Below are 20859 nucleotides of genomic sequence, written 5' to 3'. Positions count from 1 at the left end.
GATGAAAGAACAATTAAAGATTAAAGATTTAGTATTAGTTGCTGCTTTTGCTGTTTTGGGAGTTATGATGATGTATTTGTTACCTATGCCATTTATTTTTTCACCGTATACTATTTTGATTTCTCCAATTTTCCAAGCGTTATTTTTAAGTATACCGTTCTTTTTGGTAGCTACCAAGGTTAATAAAAAATGGGCTTTATTTATTTACTGTCTAATTTGGGGACTTGGTGGTATGATGCCTTATTATATTGCGGTAATGGTTCTGGCTGGTTTGATTGCAGAGTATTTGAGAAATAAACAAGATTTGAGCCGTTATAATTCGTTAAGTATTTCTTTTGCGATAGCGATGTTAATGCATTATGTTGGTGGAACAATTATCCCTTATCTTTTAACTAAAGGGGCAGAATTTGAAATGATTAAGCAAATGTATGGAGAAGATTATGCTTTAAAAATGCAAAGTCTAAAAACAATTCCCTTCATGATTATGGTAACAATTGCAGTTGTGGTGTGTTCATTTGTGGGTAGTTATTTAGCGAAAAAATTATTAAAAAAACACTTTAGTTAGGATGGGGTTACTATGATTAGATTAACAAATGTTTCAAAGTCGTATGGTAAAAAATTGGCCTTATCTAATTTTTCTTATGAGTTTAAGGATCAAAAAGGTTATGGAATTTTAGGGATTAATGGTGCAGGTAAGAGTACCTTAATTGGCTGTATTACTAATAATTTATCGTATGTAGGCACAATTGAATATCTTGGTTTAACTAAGTATGATATTGGTTATGTGCCACAAGAATTAGCTATTTATCCAGAATTGTCAGTCTTAGATAATCTGATGTTTTTTGCGGCTATTCATAAGATGGATCAAGCAAGTGCGAAGAAAAAAGCACTGGAATTAATCGAACGAACTGGCTTGCAAGATAAGACGAATGATCTAGCCAAAAATTTATCAGGTGGGATGAAACGAAAACTAAATCTCATCACTGGATTAATTCATGGACCAAAATACTTGATTTGCGATGAAGTGTGCGTGGGGATTGATCCGATTTCAAGACGTGATATTTTAGAATATATTAAGGAATTACAAGATGAGGGGTTGGTGGTGATCTATACATCGCATTATTTGGATGAGATTGAATTTTTATGCGATAAAATTATTTTCGTGAATGAGGGACATTTGTTATTGGAAGGTAGCACTGCTGAAATATCAAAAGAAATTGTCGGTAAAGAGGATGCTGGTTTGTCTGAGATTTTTGAAAAATTATTAAGAAAAGATGGTGAGTAGGGATGGTTAAAAAGGAATTAACGCTCATGCTTAAAAATAAGGTCTATCTGTTCTTGTTATTCCTACCAGCATTATTGGCATTTTTCATGAGTGAGGGGACTAAGGGTTATATTACCCAATTTTATCATGTGGGTGGGGATTCTCTTAGTGGTAATAGTCAGGTTGTTTTATATACGGGGAAGCTATTATTTGCTAAAACACAATTTGCGATTAGTGAGTTGAATTTTATGGTGATGATGGTGTCTTCTTTAGTGGGTTTGAATATTCTTGAGGAAAGAACTCTTCATATTTGGGATCGAATTATTGATAAAGGGCGCTTTTTAGCGGTGAAAGTAGTGATTCATTATTTGTATTGTTTATTGATGATTGTGATTTCTTTAGTGGTATTTCGCTTTGGTTTTGGGATTGGTTTTTCAGTTAGGGCGGTGCTTTTATTGGCGACTGTGCCGATTGTTAGTATGGCGATTGGTATAATGGCAGGGATATTTATTCATAATCGGACGGTTTTATCGAATACGGTGATGATGATTGTGATGTTATTTGGTTATTTTGGTGGGGCATTGAGTCTATCTTCGGTCTTATCGACAACTAACTATATGAATTATCTCATCTATTTATCGCCTTTAACACTGATTAATAAGCTATTATATATGGATTATTTAGCGCTTTGGGATGCTAATTTACTAATGATTTGGCTAAGTGTGTTAGCAGTCCTTACAATTGGTACGATACTTGTTATGAAAAGAGGTTTGAAACATGATACAATCCTTTAAATATACCTTTAAAAATTTAAAAAATACAAAAGGCTTTTTGTCATCAATGCTGATTATGCCGATTTTGATGGTTATTTTAGTAACATTGACTTTGAGTTATTCGAATACACCGGTTGTTGGGCTTGTTAAGGATGATCCGGCGACTAATTTTTCCTTGGCGACTGTCCGAACCCAGGAGCTTGAAGCAGATCAGGCGGACTATTTTTTAGCTAGTCTAGAAGGGACATTGGTGGTGTATGTTGCAAGTGATGGTAGCGTTAAAAATTATTATAGTTCAGTGAAAAATAATCCCTTAATTAGTCAAGTTGAAAATGATTATAAGAGTAGTGGTGAAGTTTTTAAAGAAGCACCAAGTATCGCCTACTCTATTGGTATCATTATTTTTAAATTGATTACAGCTGGTGGATTATTGGCAACGATTGTCATTCAAGAAAAAAATAATAAGATTTTTGTTAGACTACGGAATGCTAAATTAGGTATTTTTGAACATGTTTTGGGTAAATTATTAGCGATATTTTTGGTGTATCAAGTGGCGAATGGCTTGATTATTGCTTTTTATTATTTGGCGGGATTTTCATTTGGTCAGTCTAATGTGTGGGATGTATTTTTAGTATTTACGTTGGCGTTAGTCTTGTCATTTGGTCTTTATACTTTTGTGGCTAGTTTGCTTGATAATGAAGGATATATTTGGGTGATTTCAACCGGGATATTATTTCCGCTTGCTTTATTTTCAGGTGTCTTATTCCCAATCGCCACAATGCCTGAATGGATGAAGCTAATCGCCCATATTTCACCGCAATATTATCTAAGCGATATGCTAATTACCGGAGAAGTCTCATTAGTAAGCTGTGGTATCATGTTAGTTGTGGCTACGGTATTATTTGTATTGGGTGTTAAACAATTAGAAAAAGTTGCTTAATAAATTTAGAAATGTGCCTCCTTGAAGTTAGATTGATATAGCTAACTTTGAGGGGGTGTATTTATGGAAATTATTTTTTTCTATAAAAATAGTTGAAAATAAGGTGAAATAAGTGATAGTAATAGAGAAAATGACTAATCAGAAAGGGGGATTCGATGTTAAAAATTGCCATTATTGAAGATAATCCATTTCATTTAGCAAATTTAGAAGAGATTTTACATTGTTATGCAACCGAGCATGCTCATCGGTTTAAAGTCGATACTTTTGTGAGTCAACAAGATTGCCATCAAGAAGAACTCAAAACGAATATGTATGATATTTATTTTGTTGATTTGGAGATTGAAGATGACCGATTATTCGGTTTAGAGATTGCGAGGGCGATTAGAGCATATAATCCTAGTACGACGATTGTTTTCAGCACGACCTTATCAGAAGCGATGCCGACTGTTTTCAAGATGCATGTTGAAGCTTATGATTTTATCCCTAAAGATTGCGGACAAGCAGAAATTGTCAAACGAGTCCACGAAGCGCTAGAACATGAGATTAATAATCAACATATTCAAGCAGAACCATCAGCACCCAAACATAGCGTGACTTATTCGTATCATGGGCGTAAAGGTGTGAAGTTAATTTTTGAAGATATTTATGCTATTCAGACCGTTCCTGATGTATCGCATAGTTTAATGCTTTTTGGCAATCAATCAACCATTCAATTCTATGGGACAATTGCCGATATTAGTAGTCTGGATCAAGAGGGCTATCTGTATAAAGTCAGCCGCTCATTATTAATTAACCTAAAACATATCAAAACAGTAGACAACCAAAATAGATGTGTGATTTTCTATAATAATGCTAGTTTTCCAATCCCATATCTAAAAATAAAAGCACTCAAAAAACAATTAGAGAATCAGCAAACTCACTAACAAACACTTATCAACTGCTTAGCCAAAAATGGTTATCGGCAGCGGTAAGTGTTTTTTATTTGTCGTGAGAGGGATTTTGATGACCGCTTATCACATGAAATAAACCGCTTATCGCTAAAAGCTCAGGCAATAGATAGGATATGTTATTATATAGATGAAAGGAGATGAGCGAGGTGAAAATTAATTTGGATATTAATCCCAACTACCAAGAAACAGAAGTCACAATCAAAGCTAGCCATTTAAGTGATGAAGTTACCCGGATGTTGAATTTATTCAATGAAGAGAAAAACTGTGATACATTGACGGTGGTGAAGGATGAGCGGATTATTTTACTGCAAGTTGCGGATATTTATCGTATCTATGCTGAAAGTGGTAAAGTATATGTTCAGACAGCAAGCGATATTTTTGATGTAAAAATGCGACTATATGAGGTAGAAGAACGTTTCGTACAGCCGAGCTCATCTTTAATAAGAATTAGCAAATCAGAAATTGTTAATTTGAAAAAAGTGGCTTACTTTGAAGCAAGTTTTTCCGGGACAATGGTCATTGTTTTGAAAAATAAACAAAAAGCCTATGTTTCAAGACGTTTTGTAAAAGCACTCAAAGAAAGGATCGGTGTCTAAAATGACTGTAAAAAATATAATTTGTAAAATAATTCAAGGGGCGGTTATCGGGATTGCGATTGGTTTTATTATGTCAGTAGGCAATTCAACATTGGCTACAAATTATTTACCAGGACCACCAGAATTAGTCAATCAAGTCGGAATGCTTACAGCAGCTCAAATGGTCTTAGGCTATTCTGCTTTATTGGGCATGATTTTTAGTTTGAGTTCATTAGTTTGGCAACAAAAATCAAGCCTTATGATGCGCACGATTGTCTACTATTTGGTGAATCTTATTGGTATGTCAGTTGTTGGTTATCGATTATATTTTTTCTCACACAATGCGATAAGTTACCTTATTTTTTTACTGATTTATAGTGGTATCTTTATCATTATTTGGTTAATGAAATATTTATACATCCAAAAATCAATTACACAAATGAATCAAAAAATTAAACAAATGAATCAAGAAGCGTGAACTAGTCTAACGGTAGAGTAATATCTACCGTTTTTATTAGCTTATTTTTTCTCTAAGGGTTATTGAAATAATTTATAGTAAGTAAAGTTATTCGTATAGTGCTAATGTTTATAAAATAATTTTATTTTATTAGTTCTATTTATTTCTTTATAGAGTAGTGTTTTATTCTAATAAATTAGAAATAGTAAATAAGTGTTTTTTGGTTATTACTTTCACGTACTCTAAGGCTATTGACGGATATTTTTAGGTAGATGATAATGAGTAATAGAAAAGCATTGGTAGTGCTTTCAAAAATAAAAATGGATTAGGTTTAGGATGAATTCCGGAAAGGAGAATTATGTATTTTGCTTATCAAGGTAAGAGAAAAATGAATTATGAAGTTCACGGTGAAGGAAAACCTTTAGTGATTTTGAATGGTTTAATGATGTCTACAAAAAGTTGGGAGCCTTTTTTAGAAGAATTAACACGTTATAATCAAGTGATTTTAGTTGATTTTCTAGACCAAGGTCAGTCAGAACGGATTACGGACATAGAATATTCGCATGACATTCATGTTGATTCGCTCCATGACTTACTACAATTTTTAGAATTAGAAAAAGTATCAATTTTTGGAGTAAGCTATGGTGGGGAAGTTGCTTTACAATTTGCACTTCGTTATCCTAATATGACGGATAAATTATTATTATTTAATACAGCTGCTAAGACATCCTACTGGTTTACAGAATTGGGCAATAGCTGGGCAAGTGCTTTAGGTGATCCATTACGCTATTATTTAGCAGCTATTCCATCAGTTTACTCACCGAAGTTCTTTGATGAACATGAAGAGTGGGTAGAAGCTCATAAAGAAAAATTAGTAGAAGTATTTGTTGATCCGATGTTTATTGATTCTATGAAACGCTTGATTAACAGTTCGCAAGGCTATGATGTATCCAACCGCCTAGGTGACATTACAGCACCAACCTTAATTGTAGCCTCAGAATATGATCACGTTACACCATATTATGAGCAAAAATATTTGCACAAACATATTAAAAATAGCGAGTTAGTATATTTACCAGACAGTGGGCATGCCTTATTGTTTGAACATCCTAACTTAATGATTTCATTGATGCTTGGCTTCCTATTAACAGAACACCACGATTATAAATTATAAAAATAATAGCATTGTACTAGATTTCACTTCTAATACAATGCTATTTTTATCTAAAAAGCCCTCTAAAATATAACGAGGGGACGAATATCTTAGAGGGGATAATAGACTAAGTGAACAACACTTGATGTTGCAGTGCTGGATATTTCCTGAAAATATTTTTACAATTCAACTAACCAACGTTGCTGAGTATAAGCCATATTGAAGAAGTTTCTTTCATGTTCACAGCTTTCTAAGAAATTCTTATATAATTCTTTTTGTTCTTTTTCAGATGCTTTATCGCAATACTTATTCATTATTGTATCTAAGGAATTCATAATGTCACGTACCATATCATCTGCATAAAAGTCAATCCAAACCTTGAATGGATGATCGTCTGTTATGGTATGCTCTTTTAGAATTCTTGTGGCAATCTCAAAATAAACCCATGGGCATGGAGTTGATGCAGCAATTGCGTACTCAAATGGTTTTGCATAGGCATTATAAAGCATATGCTTAATATAATGATCAGCAGCAGGATACCATTCACCATCTGCAATAATTTCTTCGTATGGTATCCCAATATATTCAGCTAGATTATGATGCGCATCATGTTCACCATCCATTAAGAAGAGGACTTGCTCTAATAAATATTTCTTTTCATCTAAATGACTAGTCTTGGCTAGTAGGATAGCATATACATCCAAAAAACTCTTCAAGTAGCGACTATCTGCACGCAAATAATGTGCCACAGCCTCCTTATCTAAATCCCCATTAATCAGCCCTTGTACAAATCCATCATTATAAATTAAATCAACAATCGGCGCAGCTTTTTCTTTAATTATATCAGTATGTTGCATATTTAATACTCCTTTTATTATTTTTTTAGGAAATATTACCCAGCCTTAAGATAGGAATCCATGCTAGAGTTGTTGTTTATGTTATGAAATAATAATTGGCTCTAGTATTCACTAACAGGCTTAAGGGGGGAAGGAAATTTTTAAATCACTAAAAATTAGCCCTAATGGCAATACTAATACCTAAGTGGAAATTACCAAATGTAAAAACGTTTGTCAATTGGCAAAAAGCGATAGTAATTATTGGTATGGTCAAAAAAATAGTTAACGATTCATGGATAAGTAAGTGAAAAAGTAGAAAAATAATTTTAAAATAGTAAGAGATTAAGAAAATAAATTTCAAGGATTATCACTGGTATTTATTTTGTTTAGAAGTGGAGGGGTATTGGAATAATTTATAGCATGCAAAGTTATTAATATAGTTTGTAATGCAATAATAAGATTTTCATACTTTTTTAAGTTTTTTTCCTATATTAGTACTGATAAAAAAGATATTTTAGTAGTATTTTTTTGTATCTAATGGAGTGCTTGGGGTATTGACTAATGAATCATCTAAGCTAATAATAATCTTGAAAATATAGTTATATAAGGAGGAAATAGAAATGGTAACATATATTGCGGGTTCAGGTGCGATTGGTTGTCGGTTTGGCTATAGTTTAGCAAAGAATGGGAAGGATGTTGTTCTTTTAGATAATTGGGATGTGCATATTAAAGCCATTCAAGAAAATGGTCTAAAAATTGTAGGGGATGTAGAAGATACTATCCAAATACCAATCATGTATCCTACAGAAGCAACTAGAGAAGCTGATTTAATTATTTTATTTACTAAATCTATGCAACTTGAAAATATGCTACAAGAAATTACCCACTTAATCGGTGAAGGTACAAAGGTGATGTGTTTACTAAATGGATTAGGGCATGAAGATATTATTCGCAAATATGTACCTGAAAAAAATATAATCATAGGGGTAACCATTTGGACTGCTGGATTAGCTGGACCAGGAACTGCAATCTTAAAAGGAAAAGGGTCTGTTAATATTCAAAGTCTGGATGAAAGTGGTGTAGAGAAGGCTAAAGAGATTGTCCAACTATTGAATGAATCAGGATTAAATGCAACTTATGATGAGAATGTTTTCCCATCAATTTGGCGTAAAGCATGTGTCAATGGCGCAAGTAACGCAACATGTGCATTATTAGATTGTACAGTTGGCGAATTCTTTGGAAGTGAAAATGGCTTTAATATTGCTCGTGCTATTACTCATGAATTCGTTCAAGTAGGATTGGCAAGTGGTATCGCCTTAGATGAAGCAGAAATTATGGCTTACGTAGAAGAAGCATCAATTAAAGCAGCGCATCATTATCCATCAATGCATCAAGATTTAGTTAAAAATCATCGCCCAACAGAAGTAGACTATATTAATGGTGTTATTGCTCGAAAAGGACCACAACTAGGAATCAAGACTCCATACTGTCAAATGATTACCGATTTAGTTCATGCGAAAGAGGCAGTTTTGGCCATTCGATAAATTTTGTAAGATACCATAAGAAAAACTGAATAGATTATAGCACTTCAAAAAAGGACTCACTAGTTATGGGGGTCCTTTTTTATCTGGATGTAAGTTGTTAGGCAATATTATTTAAATCTAGTATCAGTTCACAATGTGTGAGTGAATCAACTATTGCAGATTAGTCATTAGTAAACAATATTAATAAAAGTAATAGTTCTATAACTTTTAACTGTTTCTAAAATTTCTCAAGATTAATTATAATGAATACAAAGGGAAGCGCTTACTTTTAAAAGGGATTTTTTTAGAAAGGAAGAGGTGTAAATGACAGCTAAATTAAGTGAAGTAGATTTAAAAGCAATAGTACCAACTTATGCAAAAGAATTTGAGATGATTCAAGTGTTAGACAAAGAGGGTAATGTTGTTGATGAGGAAACATTAAATGAGATTACAGATGAAGAATTAGTAAGTTTGATGAAAGATATTGTTTGGGGACGTACATTAGATACAAGAACAATTATTTTGAATCGCCAAGGTGCTTTAGGAAACTATGCGACTGCAGGGGGACAAGAAGCTAGTCAATTTGGTTCATTAGCAGCTATTACTAAAGATGATTTTCTAGTACCAACTTATCGTGATTTAGGTGTGATTACTCGTCACGGTTTACCAATGTACAAAACATTTTTATGGTATAAAGGCCATGTTGCGGGGAATCAATATGATAAAGATTTCCAAGCGTATGTTCCGCAAGTAATGGTAGGTGGCACACTAACTCCAGCAGCCGGTGTAGCTATTGGTAAAAAATTTAATCATGATACAAAATCTGTTGTATTAGCTTTATGTGGTGATGGCGCTACTTCTCAAGGTGATTTTTATGAAGGAATTAACTTTGCAGGAGTGTATCACGCACCATTAATTACTGTCATCCAAAACAATGGGTATGGTATTTCTGTTCCTAGTAATAAACAAACTGCTGCAGCAACATTTGCTCAAAAAGGTGTGGCAGCAGGTATTCCATCTTTACGTGTTGATGGTATGGATCCAGTGGCAATGTACGCTACAGTTAAAAAAGCACGTGAATATGCATTAGCAGGTAATGGTCCAGTATTAATTGAAGCATTAACATATCGTTTTGGTCCGCACACAATGTCAGATGATCCAAAACGTTATCGCACAGATGAAGAATTAGCTGAATGGTTAGAAAAAGATCCATTAAAACGTTTACGTAATTATTTAACACAAAAAGGCTTATGGTCTCCAGAGCAAGAAGCTGAAGTTGAGGAAGAATTAAAGAAAGAAGTAAAAGAAGCAATGGCTAGAATGGCTAAAGAACCAGCTCAAAAAGTTTCTGATTTCTTGAAGAATATGTTTGAGGTAACTCCGCCAAGTTTAGCTCGACAAGTGAAGAAATACGAAGCAAAGGAGATGGAATAAGATGGCAAATTTAACATTAGCACAAGCAGTCACTGCAGGACTTAAAGAAGTTTTAAAAAAAGATGAAAAAACGTTAATATTTGGTGAAGATGTAGGTAAAAATGGTGGTGTATTTAGAATTACTGATGGCTTACAAGCAGAATTTGGTGAAGATCGTGTCTTTGATACACCATTAGCTGAATCTGGTATTTTAGGAATGGCTACTGGTTTAGCTACTGAAGGGTTCCGTCCAATTCCAGAAATTCAATTCTCAGGCTTTATTTTAGAAGCGATGGACCCAGTTGTGGCACAAATTTCAAGATTTAGATATCGTTATGGTAATACAAGAAATATGCCAATAACAATTCGTGCTCCTTACGGGGGTGGAGTACATACACCAGAATTGCACTCTGATAGTTTGGAAGGGATTTTAGCGCAAGTTCCAGGGATTCGTGTGGTAATTCCTTCAAGTTCTTATGATGCAAAAGGGTTAATGATTTCTTCAGTAGAATCAAATGATCCAGTAATCTTTTTGGAGCATTTAAAATTATATCGTTCTGTAAAAGGTGAAGTTCCAGATGGTTATTATACTGTTCCTTTAGATAAAGCAGCTGTTGTTCGTGAAGGAAAAGATATTACTTTAGTAGGATATGGCTTAATGGTTCCATTAGCTGTAAAAGCTGCTGAAAAATTAGCTAAAGAAGGCATTGAAGCAGAAGTTATTGATTTACGCACAGTTGCACCATTTGATATGGAAACAATTAAACAATCAATTGAAAAAACACATCGAGTAGTAGTGATGCAAGAAGCACAAAGAATCGGTGGTTTAGGTGGTCAATTAGCTTCAGAGATTAATGATCAATGCTTTATGGAATTAGATGCACCAATTGGAAGAGTTTCAGGTCCTGATACTGTATATCCATTTGGAATGGCTGAGTCTGTTTGGATTCCAGATGAACAAGATATTTATCAACAAGCTCTTGAAACAGTCAAGTTCTAAGAAGGAGGATTTTTAAATGTATCAATTTATTATGCCGGATGCCGGTGAAGGAACTCATGAAAGTGAAATACTGAAATGGTTTTTCAAGGAAGGCGATATGGTCCAAGAAGATGAAATTTTATTAGAAATTCAAAGTGATAAAGCAGCTGTGGAATTACCAAGTCCTGTTACTGGAATTATTAGAAAATTACATGTTCCAGAAGGTGAAATGGGAATCGTTGGTGAACCAATTGCTGATATTGAAATTGAAGGCGAAACTGCTGCTGATGAAAAAGAAGAGGCAACAACTGCTACAACTGCACCTTCAGTTGAAAATACAACATCAAATGTAGCTAATCCTGTTGCTGTGACAGCAGAAATTCGTCAAATAGCTGTTCCTCGTGTTCGCATTTATGCGCGCGGTAAAGGTGTTGATTTAACACAGGTTACAGGTACTGGAAATCACGGAAAGATTACCATTGAAGATGTTGATAAATTCTTAGCAGAAGGACCAGCACCAATTGTAAAAGAAGAAGTGAGTCAAGTAGTATCTGATAAAGTTGCACCAGTATCAGTGGCTTCTGAAGCTGTTGTTGAACCAGTACGTGAATTAGCAACACCAATGACAAATACTGAAAGCACACAACAAAGTGATCGTATTGAAAAAATGCCAGCTATGAGAAAAACAATTGCTAAGGCGATGGTTCAAAGTAAACAAATTTCACCACATGTTACTGTTTTCGACCAAGTAGAGGTAGAAAAATTAGTAGAACACCGTCAACGTATGAAAGTAATTGCTCAAGAAAAAGGTATTAAATTAACTTATACCGCTTACTTTATTAAAGCAATTGTTGCTATGTTAAAACGCTTCCCAGAATTAAACTCTTCTATTAATTTAGCAAAAGGGGAAGTATATTATCATAACTACTTTAATATTGGTATGGCAACTAATACAGATCACGGACTATATGTACCAGTCATTCGTAATGCAGAACGCTTAAGTTTATTTGAAATTGCTGAACAAATTACTGAATTAAGTAAAGCAGCTATTGATAATAACTTAAAAGCTTCAGATATGGGACGTGGCTCAATGACCTTAACAAATGTCGGTGGTGCAGCAACTGGTGGTGTTTGGTCTACACCAATTATTAACCAACCAGAAGTAGCGATTTTAGGTGTTGGACGTATTGAAGAAATGTTTGTACCAGATGAAGATCGTAATCCAGTACTAAAACCAATTCTAAAATTATCATTCGCCTTTGACCATCGTGCTGTTGATGGGGTAACGGCTCAAAAAGCAATCAATACTATTAAAGAATATTTAAATAATCCAGATTTATTATTAGCGGAAGGGTGAGTATAGCGTATGGTAGTAGGAGATTTTGCAAAAGAAGCTGATACAATTGTAATCGGTGCAGGACCGGGAGGATATGTAGCTGCCATTAGAGCGGCTCAACTAGGTCAAAAAGTTATTATTGTTGAAAAAGAAAATGTTGGTGGTACTTGCTTAAATGTTGGTTGTATTCCTTCAAAAGCATTAATTCATGTTGGAAAGGAATTTGCGCAAGCTCACAAAAAAAATCCATACGGAATAAAATATGGTCAAACTACGCTAGATTTTACTGCAGTGCAAGCATGGAAAGATACTCAAGTAGTTGGTAGTCTTACAAAAGGGGTAGGAGCATTATTAAAGAAAAATAAAGTACAAATCGTTAAAGGGGAAGCTTTATTTACTTCAGATAGTACTATTCATGTGATGCAAGACGAAGGTATGGGGGAAACTTATCATTTTAAAAATGCCATTATCGCTACAGGAAGTCGTCCAATTGAAATTCCAAGTTTAAAATTTAGTGAAAATGTTGTCGATTCAACAGGTTTATTGAATTTAACAGAATTACCAGAAAGTTTGGTTATTATTGGAGGCGGTTATATTGGTATGGAATTAGCAGGTGCATATGCTGATTTGGGTACACAAGTGACTGTGTTAGAAGGGATGGAGCGTGTATTATTAGGTTTTGAAAAAGATTTAGTAGCTCCAGTTTTAGATAAAGCTAAAGAAAAAGATATGGAAATTATTGTAAATGCTCGTGCAAATTCATATGAAGAAAAAGATGGAAAAGTCATCGTTCATTATTCTGTAAATGGTAAAGATGAAGAACTTTGCGCTGAAAAAGTCGCTGTGGTTGTTGGACGTAAACCAAATACAGATGATATTAGTTTAGAATTAGCAGGAATTGAAGTAGATGAGCGAGGATTTATCCCAGTTAATGCATTAGGTCAAACCAATAAACCTAATATTTATGCAATTGGTGATATTGTTGCAGGACCAGCTTTAGCACATAAAGCAAGCTATGAAGGAAAAGTAGCTGCCGAAGCAATTAGTGGTGTTCCTGGTGTGGCGGTGGATTATAGTGTTATTCCAACAGTTTGCTTCACAACACCTGAAATTGCTACAGTAGGTTTAACTAAGGATCAAGCAAAAGAACAAGGTATACAAACAAAAGTAGCTAAATTCTTATTTAGAAGTAATGGACGTGCTTTATCAATGAATCATACAGAAGGTTTTGTCCGTCTAGTATCAGATGCAACTACGAATCGTTTAATTGGTGCTCAAATGGTTGGACCTGAAGTAAGTGAGTTAGTTGGCGAAATAACATTAGCAATTGAGAATTTATTAACTGCTGAAGATATGGTATTAACAATTCATAACCATCCAACTTTATCAGAAACATTTTTAGATGCTAGTGAAATATTATTAGGTCAAGGAATTCATCAATAAAACGAAAAGAGGGATAGTGATGGAACAGAAAATTACAGCAAAAGAATTTACTATGAATGTATTGAATGGCTTAGCAATTGGTGCGGTCGTTGTCTTGATACCTGGAGCATTATTAGGTGAATTAACTAAAGCTTTAGTACCAGGAATGCCACAATTAGCAATGGTTGCTACTGCCTTAAAATTATCTACTTCAATGATGGGCTTAGTTTGCGGTATTATGATTGGAATGAATTTTAAGTTTTCACCAATTCAATCAGCCTCACTTGGTTTAGCCACCATGTTTGCTGCAGGGGCTGCTAATATTGTTGATGGTGCATTAGTGTTAAAAGGTACCGGAGATATTATTAATATGGGGTTAACAGCCGCTTTAGGTGCTTGGGTAATTATGAAATTAGGTAACCAATTAAAAGCTTATACTATTTTAGTTATTCCACCGATTGTTTTAGTAGTAGTAGGTTCAATTGGGAAAATTATGTTGCCGTATGTCATGCTAATTACAAAATTAATTGGGAATGGTATTGCATCATTATTAACATTACAACCAATTATTATGTGTATTTTATTAGCGATTATTTTCTCAATTTTAATTATGTCACCAATTACAACTGTAGGTATTGCCTTAGCGATTTCGTTATCAGGTATTGGATCTGGTGCAGCAAACTTGGGAGTATGTGCTGCTGGTTTTGGTTTTGCGATTATGGGATGGGCAGTTAATACACGTGGAACAAGTTTAGCTCATTTTATTGGTTCACCAAAAATGTCAATGCCAAATGTTATTAAAAAACCAGCTGTTATGTTACCAATCATTTGTACTGCAGCGTGTTGTGGGGTATTAGCTGCTGTCTTAAATATTACCGGGACACCAATGAGTGCTGGATTTGGATTTAGTGGATTAGTAGGTCCATTAAATTACTTAAATGCAGCAGAAGTTGGTTGGAATGTCGTAACAGTAGGAAAAGCTTTAATCGCATTTGTAGCAGGACCAATCTTCTTTAATATTGTCTTCAAACATGTATTTACTAAAGTGATTCCATTAGTGACTGAAGAAGATTACTACTTAGATGTTAAATAATAAAGAGGGGTTGTAAAATGACATTAATATCTTCAATTCAAGAAACATTACGAACAAATCAGAATCATGTAACAGGTATTCGTTTAGTAGTGGTAAAAGCTGCGCATCAAGAAGTAATAGAATGCGTAAAAAATGCTATTAATGAAGGAATCTCTAAAGTTATTTTTATTGATAGCCAAGAAAAATTATTAGAGTATAGTCAACAATATCAACTACCAATGGAGCAAGTTGAGATTATTGATGAAGCAGATGATCAAAAAGCAGCTATGAAAGCAGTCGAAATCATTCGTAACGGTGAAGCTGATGCGATTATGAAAGGACATATTAGTACTGGAAAGCTATTAAAAGCAGTGGTTGATAAAGAAAAAGGTATTCGTAAGAGTCCATTATTATCTCATGTTGCAGTTTTATATGTTCCAAAATTAGATCGATTAATTGCTATTTCTGATGGGGGTATGGTCTTACAACCAACAAAAGAAGAAATGGAAGTAGTAATTAGACATGCTGTTGATGTCTATCATAGCTTAGGAAAAGAAGTGCCAAAAGTTGCCTTATTATCTTGTGCAGAAACAGTCATTCCTAAGTTAGCTTCTTCAACCATAGCTGATGAGATTGTAAAATCAACCAAAATGACGGATTGTATTATTGAAGGACCATTATCGATTGATATTAGCCTATCACCAGAAATTGCGGAAGATAAAGGCTATCAAGGAAAAATTCAAGGAGATGCAGATATTATTATTTCTCCAGATATTGTTAGTGGTAATTCTTTATCAAAAAGTTTAATTTTATTTGGTGAATCTAAAATGGCCGGTTTGATTTTAGGCGCGAGTGTTCCAATTATTTTAACATCTCGCTCGTCATCAGCAGAAGAGAAATTTGCTTCTATCTTATTAGCACGAAATATTATGGCTAGTAAAGAAACTTAATGGATATCAATAAAAAGGGGGGATGGGTATGCAAAAAATAGTTGTTATTAATCCAGGTGCAACATCAACAAAATTAGCTTATTTTGAAGATGAAAGCCTTATTTGGAAAGATGAAATTGTTTATACTTCAGAACAGTTGGGAAATTTCGATAAAATATTTGATCAATTGGCACTTAGAACCTTGGATGTTGAAACTTGTTTATTAAAACATGATATTCCAGCAGATTTGGATACGGTTGTTGGTAGAGGAGGCTTAATTGGACCCGTAAAATCCGGTGCAATCGTAGTGGATGATTTTTTAATTGATCGATTAAAGAATAAGCCCGTATTAGAACATGCATCTAATTTAGGATGCAAATTGGCTGATGATATTGTAAAAAAATTTGGTAAAGTTAATGCAAAAGCTTATATTTATGATCCTGTAACAGTTGATTCAATGTGTGATATTGCACGAATTACTGGCTTAGCTGAAGTTCAGCGTACTAGTGTTGGTCATCACTTAAATATGCGTGCGGTGGCGATGAAAGCTGCCAAAGATATTAACCAAACATATCAATCAGCCAATATTATTGTTGTTCATATGGGAGGAGGGTGTTCTGCTAGCGCTCATAAGCATGGTGAAGTGATTGATTTTGTTTCTGATGATGAAATTATGTTTTCGGCAGAGCGTTCAGGAGGATTGCCTATTAAGGAAATGATTCCGATTTTAAAACGAATTTCAGTTGAAGAATTTACAATGAAAGTTCGTAAAAATGCAGGTTTGCAGTCTCATTTTGGTACAAAAGATTTACGTATTATTGAAGGGTATCTTGAGAAAGGTGATGAACACGCCAAATTAGTACTAGAAGCTATGGCATTAGGTATTTCTAAATGTATGGCTAGTTTGGCTGCAACATTAGAAGGAAAAGTGGATGCGGTATGTTTAACTGGTGGTATGGCTTATTCAGATTTTTTATGTGCGGAAGTTGCTAAAAGGACAACATTCATTGCCCCTTTTATAGCATATCCGGGTGAATTTGAACTACAAGCTTTAGCAAGTGGAGGTTATCGTGTCTTAACACAACAAGAAGAGCCTTATTACTTAGAAGATATCATGTAAGGTTAATTCTTTTTAATAGTGGTAATAAAATCATTCATTGTTTGGGTACAAGTAGTATTTTTTCTTAGACCAATGCCGATTGGATAGTAATTGTTCTTATCAACTAAGGGAATCCAAGCAACATGTTCTGTTGAAGAGATAGATTGTAATTCACTTGGTAATAAGCAAATGGAATTTAAGTTTAATACACTGTGTACCAGTACTTCCCAATCATTATGAATAAATACAATTTTTGGATTAAAGCCAAAATGACTACTACGCTCTGAAATGATTTTACCTAACATAAAATGGTCACTTAAGGCACTGAATGATTCATTGGCCAATTCTTTAAAACCAATCGATTGACGATTTGCCAAAGGATGTGTATCGGGCATCACGACACTTACTTGATAACCTTTTGTTGAGGTGTGTAGGGGCTCGATAACAATATCATCATTGCATTTTGGAAATGAGATTAAGCCAATATCAATTTGACCGCTTGCGAGGAGTTCTTGTAATTTACGTGAACCATCTTGCACAATTTTCAACTCAACATTAGGATGCGTATTAATAAATTCTGAAATTTCTTTCATAAATTGGATAGAGAATAGTACAGTTTGTCCGACAATTAAGCGTTCAGATTTTTCTTTATCAAAGGATTGAATTTCATTTATTAATGCATCAAAATCTTGAACAATATCTTTACCTTTATTGTAGAGAAGTTCACCAGCTTTTGTTAATTCGAATTGCTTATGATTTTGAGTAAATAATGTTGTGTTTAATTCAGATTCAATTTTCTTAATAGTTTGCGATAAAGTGGGTTGTGTAATAAATAAGCTTTTAGCAGCACGAGACAAATTTTTGGCCTCAGCAACTGCGATAAAATATTTTAATTGTCTAATATCCATTGATGATTCATCCTTTCTTGGTGGTTTTAATTTTAGTATACCATCCTATGAAAGCCTTTACTATCATGGTGTTTGTACAATAGCGCACATAAAGCGATGATTGTTAGATAACTCAATTTATTTATATTTTATTAGGATGTAAGATTTTTATATAAGATTTTTTCTAAAAAATAAATATATTTTCCAATGTAATTTGTCCTCAATTTTGGCTACCTAGTTTACTATTTTTTTAGTAGGCTAGGTAGTTTTTGTTTATCTTACAAGAGTGTAAGAATTCTTTTTTAATTGTAAGGATAAGCTAAGGTAACTTCTAAAAATCTTTACTATACTATAGACAGAGATAAAGGTAAGATAAAAGAGAAAGAGGGGATAAAAATGAGTTTATTAGAGGTGAATCACTTACAAAAAATCTATCAAAGCAGCCTTGGTGCGGTGAAAGTTGAAGCTTTACGTGATATTGAGTTTTCAGTTATGGAAGGCGAGTATGTTGCGATTATGGGCGAATCGGGTTCTGGTAAGACCACTCTTTTGAATATTTTAGCCACGCTTGATCGTCCAACAAAGGGCAGCGTCTTATTAAATGGCATAGATACAAAAGATATTCCAGATAAACAAGCTTCCAGTTTCCGTCGTGAGCATTTAGGTTTTGTCTTTCAAGATTTTAATTTATTAGATACATTAACGGTCAAAGATAATATCTTACTACCATTAGTCTTAACGCAGAAGTCCACTGTAAAAGAGATGGAAGAAAAAGCGAAATCGGTGGCGAAATCATTAGGGTTAAGTGAGATGCTAGATAAGTATCCCTATGAATTATCGGGTGGTCAACAGCAGCGTGTCGCAATTGGGCGTGCCATGATTACGGAGCCTGATTTGATGTTGGCGGATGAACCGACTGGGGCATTGGATTCTAAGTCATCGAATATGATTTTAGATATTTTTGAACAATTGAATCAAAAAGGCCAAACGATTGTGATGGTGACTCATAGTTTAGTGGCTGCTAGTCGCGCGAAACGGGTCTTATTTATTCAAGATGGCTTGATTTATCATCAATTATTTAAAGGAGAGCGAACTGATCGTGAGATGTTTGAATTGATTTCTGAGACATTAACGGTGATGGCGAATCGAGGTGAGGTGTGATGTTTCAATTCATTAGTCAGTTAGCCTTAACGAATTTGCGTAAGAATAAAGTTATCTATTTGCCGTTTGCTTTGGCGGTGGGTGCGATGAGTAGTTTGATTTATTTATTCGCATCTTTATTAAATAATTCTAGCTTGCAAAATGGTTTTGGTGGGCAGACGATTAAAATGACTTTAAATTTAGGGTATACCGTTGTGCAAATTGCCGCCTTTTTAATTGTGATGTACGCCAATAGTTTTGCCTTGAAGCGTCGTACGAAGGAGTTTGGTTTGTATAGTATTTTAGGCTTAGAAAAGCGCCAAATTCAATTAGTGATGATGATGGAACAAGTTTATTTTGCGTTTTCTTCGGTGGTGCTTGGCTTGGTGCTTGGCATGTTGTTTGATCGTTTTTTATATGCTACTCTAGTGAAATTAATGGCGCTTGATACTTTTAGTTACGAGATGCATTTTGATAGTGTGTTAAAAGTATTGGTGACGATGGCAGTGACATTTTTAGTGACGATTCTTTATAATGCTTTTTATATTCAACGGGTTAAAGCGATTGATTTGATGAAAAGTCAGAAGAAAGCTGAGAAAAAAGGTCATTTCTTAGTCTTGCGTACCGTCATTGGTCTAGCGATTTTATTAGGTGCTTATTATTTAGCGCAATCAATGGAGAATCCGTTAATGGCCTTGAATTTATTTTTTACGGCAGTTATTTTAGTGGTGATTGCGACCTATATTTTATTTGATGTGGGTTCGATTACGTTTATTAATTTCTTGAAGAAGCGTAAATCCTATTATTATCAGCCGAAAAATTTTATTGCGCTATCTAATTTGGCTTTCCGTATGCGTAAAAATGCGATGGGCTTAGCTAGTATTTGTGTGTTGAGTACGATGGTGTTATTGACTTTATCAACGGTCACAGCTTTACAATATGGTGTCGGCAAAGCAGTGAATCAGATGTTTCCTTATGAGAATGTCTGGCAAGAAACTGCGAGAAACTATCTAGTAGAGCCAGATTATCGTGAGGAGATTGAAGATGAAGTGAGCCAACTTATTAGTGAGGCTGGATTTAGCGTGGAAGAAGATACGGCTTTGTGGAGTGTTAATTTATATGGGAATCAAGCGGGTGAAGTATTGCAAGCTGATGAAGCTAGTGCCAATACGATGCCTGATTTGGCTTTGTCATTGATAAGTACTAAAGATTATAATCACTTCAGCCAAACAAGTATCACCTTACAACCAGGAGAAGTCGCCCTAGCAGTCATGCCAAAACAAACAACTTTTTCACAGATTAGCTTTTTAACAGAGACTGTACCCGTCGCACAAACCGTAGATGGCACAGCTCTAGTGCAACAATTTCCCGCATTGCAAACAGCAGTCGTCAAAGATCATTATTTTATCGTAACTAATAATCTTGATGAATTAGTGAAGACTTACTTAGATGAAGAGTTCAGTCCACAATATTTCTATAGCTGGACAACCACTAATGGCATAACAGACGCTGAACAAAAAGCCGAATATCAAGCTTATCATGCCTTAGTTCCTGAAGATAAAAGTTTATGTTACCGCAATAAATATGAAATGAAGAGTGCGTTGTTTGAATTATATGGTGCCTTATTCTTTGTGGGGGTCTTCTTATCAATTTGCTTTATGATTGGTACGGTCTTGGTGATTTATTATAAACAAATTTCAGAAGGCTATGAAGATCAACAACGCTTTACAACTTTACAAGAGATTGGTTTAGATCAAGGGGATGCTAAAAAAGCGATTAATCGTCAAGTCTTAATAGTGTTCTTCTTGCCACTTATAACAGCTTTCCTACATTCAGTGATGGCTTTGAAGATGGTGAATGCGATTCTATTAGTCTTTGGCATCCAAAAGAATACGATTTTACCAGTCTTAGCAGTTGTGGGGATGGTGTTTGCTCTTGTTTATTATATTGTCTACCAATTAACGTCACGCACATATACTAAGATTGTCTATGCAAAAGAGTAGACTTGTGGATAAAAGGCTTGTGGATAACTAAAAATACCTACTCAAAACTTATCCACTGTTGATAACTCATTATACTAGAACCACTTATCAAGTTTTTGGTAGGTGGTT

At 34.4% G+C, this 20859-nt stretch carries 20 protein-coding genes; 18 read left to right on the top strand and 2 right to left on the bottom strand.

Annotated elements, in window-relative coordinates:
- The first annotated feature begins 1 nt into the window (after nucleotide 1).
- The 8 genes from BMX09_RS00940 to BMX09_RS00905 all read left to right on the top strand — a co-directional run bounded on the left by BMX09_RS00940 (nucleotide 2) and on the right by BMX09_RS00905 (nucleotide 6133).
- Nucleotides 2-565, top strand: coding sequence for an MptD family putative ECF transporter S component (locus tag BMX09_RS00940; RefSeq protein ID WP_089745724.1), 564 nt, complete (start codon nucleotides 2-4; stop codon nucleotides 563-565).
- A gap of 12 nt (nucleotides 566-577) precedes the next feature.
- Nucleotides 578-1285, top strand: coding sequence for an ABC transporter ATP-binding protein (locus BMX09_RS00935; protein WP_089745722.1), 708 nt, complete (start codon nucleotides 578-580; stop codon nucleotides 1283-1285).
- 2 nt (nucleotides 1286-1287) lie between these two features.
- On the top strand, nucleotides 1288-2058 hold the full coding sequence (locus tag BMX09_RS00930; RefSeq protein WP_089745720.1) for an ABC transporter permease: 771 nt from the start codon (nucleotides 1288-1290) through the stop codon (nucleotides 2056-2058).
- Nucleotides 2042-2977: an ABC transporter permease gene (locus BMX09_RS00925; protein WP_089745718.1), complete on the top strand. Its 936-nt coding sequence runs from the start codon at nucleotides 2042-2044 to the stop codon at nucleotides 2975-2977. The genes BMX09_RS00930 and BMX09_RS00925 overlap by 17 nt, the downstream gene beginning before the upstream one ends.
- Nucleotides 2978-3132: 155 nt before the next feature.
- Nucleotides 3133-3900: a LytR/AlgR family response regulator transcription factor gene (locus tag BMX09_RS00920; protein ID WP_089745716.1), complete on the top strand. Its 768-nt coding sequence runs from the start codon at nucleotides 3133-3135 to the stop codon at nucleotides 3898-3900.
- A 173-nt stretch (nucleotides 3901-4073) separates the two neighbouring features.
- Nucleotides 4074-4523: a LytTR family DNA-binding domain-containing protein gene (locus tag BMX09_RS00915; protein ID WP_177159478.1), complete on the top strand. Its 450-nt coding sequence runs from the start codon at nucleotides 4074-4076 to the stop codon at nucleotides 4521-4523.
- 1 nt (nucleotide 4524) lies between these two features.
- Entirely contained in the window at nucleotides 4525-4980 is a 456-nt protein-coding gene (locus BMX09_RS00910) for a DUF3021 domain-containing protein (protein ID WP_089745712.1), read from the top strand.
- A 337-nt stretch (nucleotides 4981-5317) separates the two neighbouring features.
- Nucleotides 5318-6133 (top strand): alpha/beta fold hydrolase, encoded by an 816-nt coding sequence (locus tag BMX09_RS00905; RefSeq protein WP_089745710.1) that lies wholly within the window; start codon nucleotides 5318-5320, stop codon nucleotides 6131-6133.
- 158 nt (nucleotides 6134-6291) lie between these two features.
- On the opposite strand, the gene tenA is transcribed toward BMX09_RS00905, so the two are convergent.
- Nucleotides 6292-6969 (bottom strand): thiaminase II, encoded by a 678-nt coding sequence (gene tenA, locus BMX09_RS00900; protein WP_089745708.1) that lies wholly within the window; start codon nucleotides 6967-6969, stop codon nucleotides 6292-6294.
- A 599-nt stretch (nucleotides 6970-7568) separates the two neighbouring features.
- On the opposite strand from tenA, the gene BMX09_RS00895 reads away from it, so the two are divergent.
- From BMX09_RS00895 to buk, 8 genes are all read left to right on the top strand, one after another.
- Nucleotides 7569-8492 (top strand): 2-dehydropantoate 2-reductase, encoded by a 924-nt coding sequence (locus BMX09_RS00895; protein WP_089745706.1) that lies wholly within the window; start codon nucleotides 7569-7571, stop codon nucleotides 8490-8492.
- A gap of 303 nt (nucleotides 8493-8795) precedes the next feature.
- Nucleotides 8796-9905 (top strand): pyruvate dehydrogenase (acetyl-transferring) E1 component subunit alpha, encoded by a 1110-nt coding sequence (gene pdhA, locus BMX09_RS00890; protein WP_089745705.1) that lies wholly within the window; start codon nucleotides 8796-8798, stop codon nucleotides 9903-9905.
- A 1-nt stretch (nucleotide 9906) separates the two neighbouring features.
- A complete protein-coding gene (locus tag BMX09_RS00885; protein ID WP_089745703.1) occupies nucleotides 9907-10884 on the top strand; it encodes an alpha-ketoacid dehydrogenase subunit beta in 978 nt (325 codons plus the stop codon).
- A 16-nt stretch (nucleotides 10885-10900) separates the two neighbouring features.
- Nucleotides 10901-12220, top strand: coding sequence for a dihydrolipoamide acetyltransferase family protein (locus BMX09_RS00880; protein ID WP_089745701.1), 1320 nt, complete (start codon nucleotides 10901-10903; stop codon nucleotides 12218-12220).
- 9 nt (nucleotides 12221-12229) lie between these two features.
- Nucleotides 12230-13642 carry a dihydrolipoyl dehydrogenase gene (gene lpdA, locus BMX09_RS00875; protein ID WP_089745699.1) on the top strand — a complete coding sequence of 471 codons (1413 nt, stop codon included), beginning with the start codon at nucleotides 12230-12232 and terminating at the stop codon, nucleotides 13640-13642.
- A 19-nt stretch (nucleotides 13643-13661) separates the two neighbouring features.
- A complete protein-coding gene (locus tag BMX09_RS00870; RefSeq protein ID WP_089745697.1) occupies nucleotides 13662-14714 on the top strand; it encodes a PTS transporter subunit IIC in 1053 nt (350 codons plus the stop codon).
- A 17-nt stretch (nucleotides 14715-14731) separates the two neighbouring features.
- On the top strand, nucleotides 14732-15643 hold the full coding sequence (locus BMX09_RS00865; RefSeq protein ID WP_089745696.1) for a phosphate acyltransferase: 912 nt from the start codon (nucleotides 14732-14734) through the stop codon (nucleotides 15641-15643).
- A gap of 28 nt (nucleotides 15644-15671) precedes the next feature.
- Entirely contained in the window at nucleotides 15672-16742 is a 1071-nt protein-coding gene (gene buk, locus BMX09_RS00860) for a butyrate kinase (protein ID WP_089745694.1), read from the top strand.
- Nucleotides 16743-16744: 2 nt separating this feature from the next.
- Here the strand turns inward: buk and BMX09_RS00855 are convergent, their stop codons facing one another.
- On the bottom strand, nucleotides 16745-17629 hold the full coding sequence (locus tag BMX09_RS00855; protein ID WP_089745692.1) for a LysR family transcriptional regulator: 885 nt from the start codon (nucleotides 17627-17629) through the stop codon (nucleotides 16745-16747).
- Between the two features lie 375 nt (nucleotides 17630-18004).
- Between BMX09_RS00855 and BMX09_RS00850 the strand changes: the two genes are divergently transcribed.
- The gene (locus BMX09_RS00850) at nucleotides 18005-18769 is read left to right on the top strand and encodes an ABC transporter ATP-binding protein (RefSeq protein WP_089745690.1); all 765 of its coding nucleotides are present in this window, start codon (nucleotides 18005-18007) and stop codon (nucleotides 18767-18769) included.
- Entirely contained in the window at nucleotides 18769-20751 is a 1983-nt protein-coding gene (locus BMX09_RS00845; protein WP_089745688.1) for an ABC transporter permease, read from the top strand. The genes BMX09_RS00850 and BMX09_RS00845 overlap by 1 nt, the downstream gene beginning before the upstream one ends.
- The last annotated feature ends 108 nt before the right edge of the window (nucleotides 20752-20859 follow it).

Origin of the sequence: Granulicatella balaenopterae (assembly GCF_900111135.1) — a bacterium.
GTDB lineage: Bacteria > Bacillota > Bacilli > Lactobacillales > Aerococcaceae > Granulicatella > Granulicatella balaenopterae.
Note: the sequence above shows the minus strand (reverse complement) of the source record. Positions and strands in the feature narration are given on the sequence as shown.

Coding starts and splice junctions, on each gene's coding strand:
- BMX09_RS00940 (WP_089745724.1), top strand. CDS start 2: ATGAAAGAACAATTAAAGATTAAAGATTTAGTATTAGTTGCTGCTTTT.
- BMX09_RS00935 (WP_089745722.1), top strand. CDS start 578: ATGATTAGATTAACAAATGTTTCAAAGTCGTATGGTAAAAAATTGGCC.
- BMX09_RS00930 (WP_089745720.1), top strand. CDS start 1,288: ATGGTTAAAAAGGAATTAACGCTCATGCTTAAAAATAAGGTCTATCTG.
- BMX09_RS00925 (WP_089745718.1), top strand. CDS start 2,042: ATGATACAATCCTTTAAATATACCTTTAAAAATTTAAAAAATACAAAA.
- BMX09_RS00920 (WP_089745716.1), top strand. CDS start 3,133: ATGTTAAAAATTGCCATTATTGAAGATAATCCATTTCATTTAGCAAAT.
- BMX09_RS00910 (WP_089745712.1), top strand. CDS start 4,525: ATGACTGTAAAAAATATAATTTGTAAAATAATTCAAGGGGCGGTTATC.
- BMX09_RS00905 (WP_089745710.1), top strand. CDS start 5,318: ATGTATTTTGCTTATCAAGGTAAGAGAAAAATGAATTATGAAGTTCAC.
- tenA (WP_089745708.1), bottom strand. CDS start 6,969: ATGCAACATACTGATATAATTAAAGAAAAAGCTGCGCCGATTGTTGAT.
- BMX09_RS00895 (WP_089745706.1), top strand. CDS start 7,569: ATGGTAACATATATTGCGGGTTCAGGTGCGATTGGTTGTCGGTTTGGC.
- pdhA (WP_089745705.1), top strand. CDS start 8,796: ATGACAGCTAAATTAAGTGAAGTAGATTTAAAAGCAATAGTACCAACT.
- BMX09_RS00885 (WP_089745703.1), top strand. CDS start 9,907: ATGGCAAATTTAACATTAGCACAAGCAGTCACTGCAGGACTTAAAGAA.
- BMX09_RS00880 (WP_089745701.1), top strand. CDS start 10,901: ATGTATCAATTTATTATGCCGGATGCCGGTGAAGGAACTCATGAAAGT.
- lpdA (WP_089745699.1), top strand. CDS start 12,230: ATGGTAGTAGGAGATTTTGCAAAAGAAGCTGATACAATTGTAATCGGT.
- BMX09_RS00870 (WP_089745697.1), top strand. CDS start 13,662: ATGGAACAGAAAATTACAGCAAAAGAATTTACTATGAATGTATTGAAT.
- BMX09_RS00865 (WP_089745696.1), top strand. CDS start 14,732: ATGACATTAATATCTTCAATTCAAGAAACATTACGAACAAATCAGAAT.
- buk (WP_089745694.1), top strand. CDS start 15,672: ATGCAAAAAATAGTTGTTATTAATCCAGGTGCAACATCAACAAAATTA.
- BMX09_RS00855 (WP_089745692.1), bottom strand. CDS start 17,629: ATGGATATTAGACAATTAAAATATTTTATCGCAGTTGCTGAGGCCAAA.
- BMX09_RS00850 (WP_089745690.1), top strand. CDS start 18,005: ATGAGTTTATTAGAGGTGAATCACTTACAAAAAATCTATCAAAGCAGC.
- BMX09_RS00845 (WP_089745688.1), top strand. CDS start 18,769: ATGTTTCAATTCATTAGTCAGTTAGCCTTAACGAATTTGCGTAAGAAT.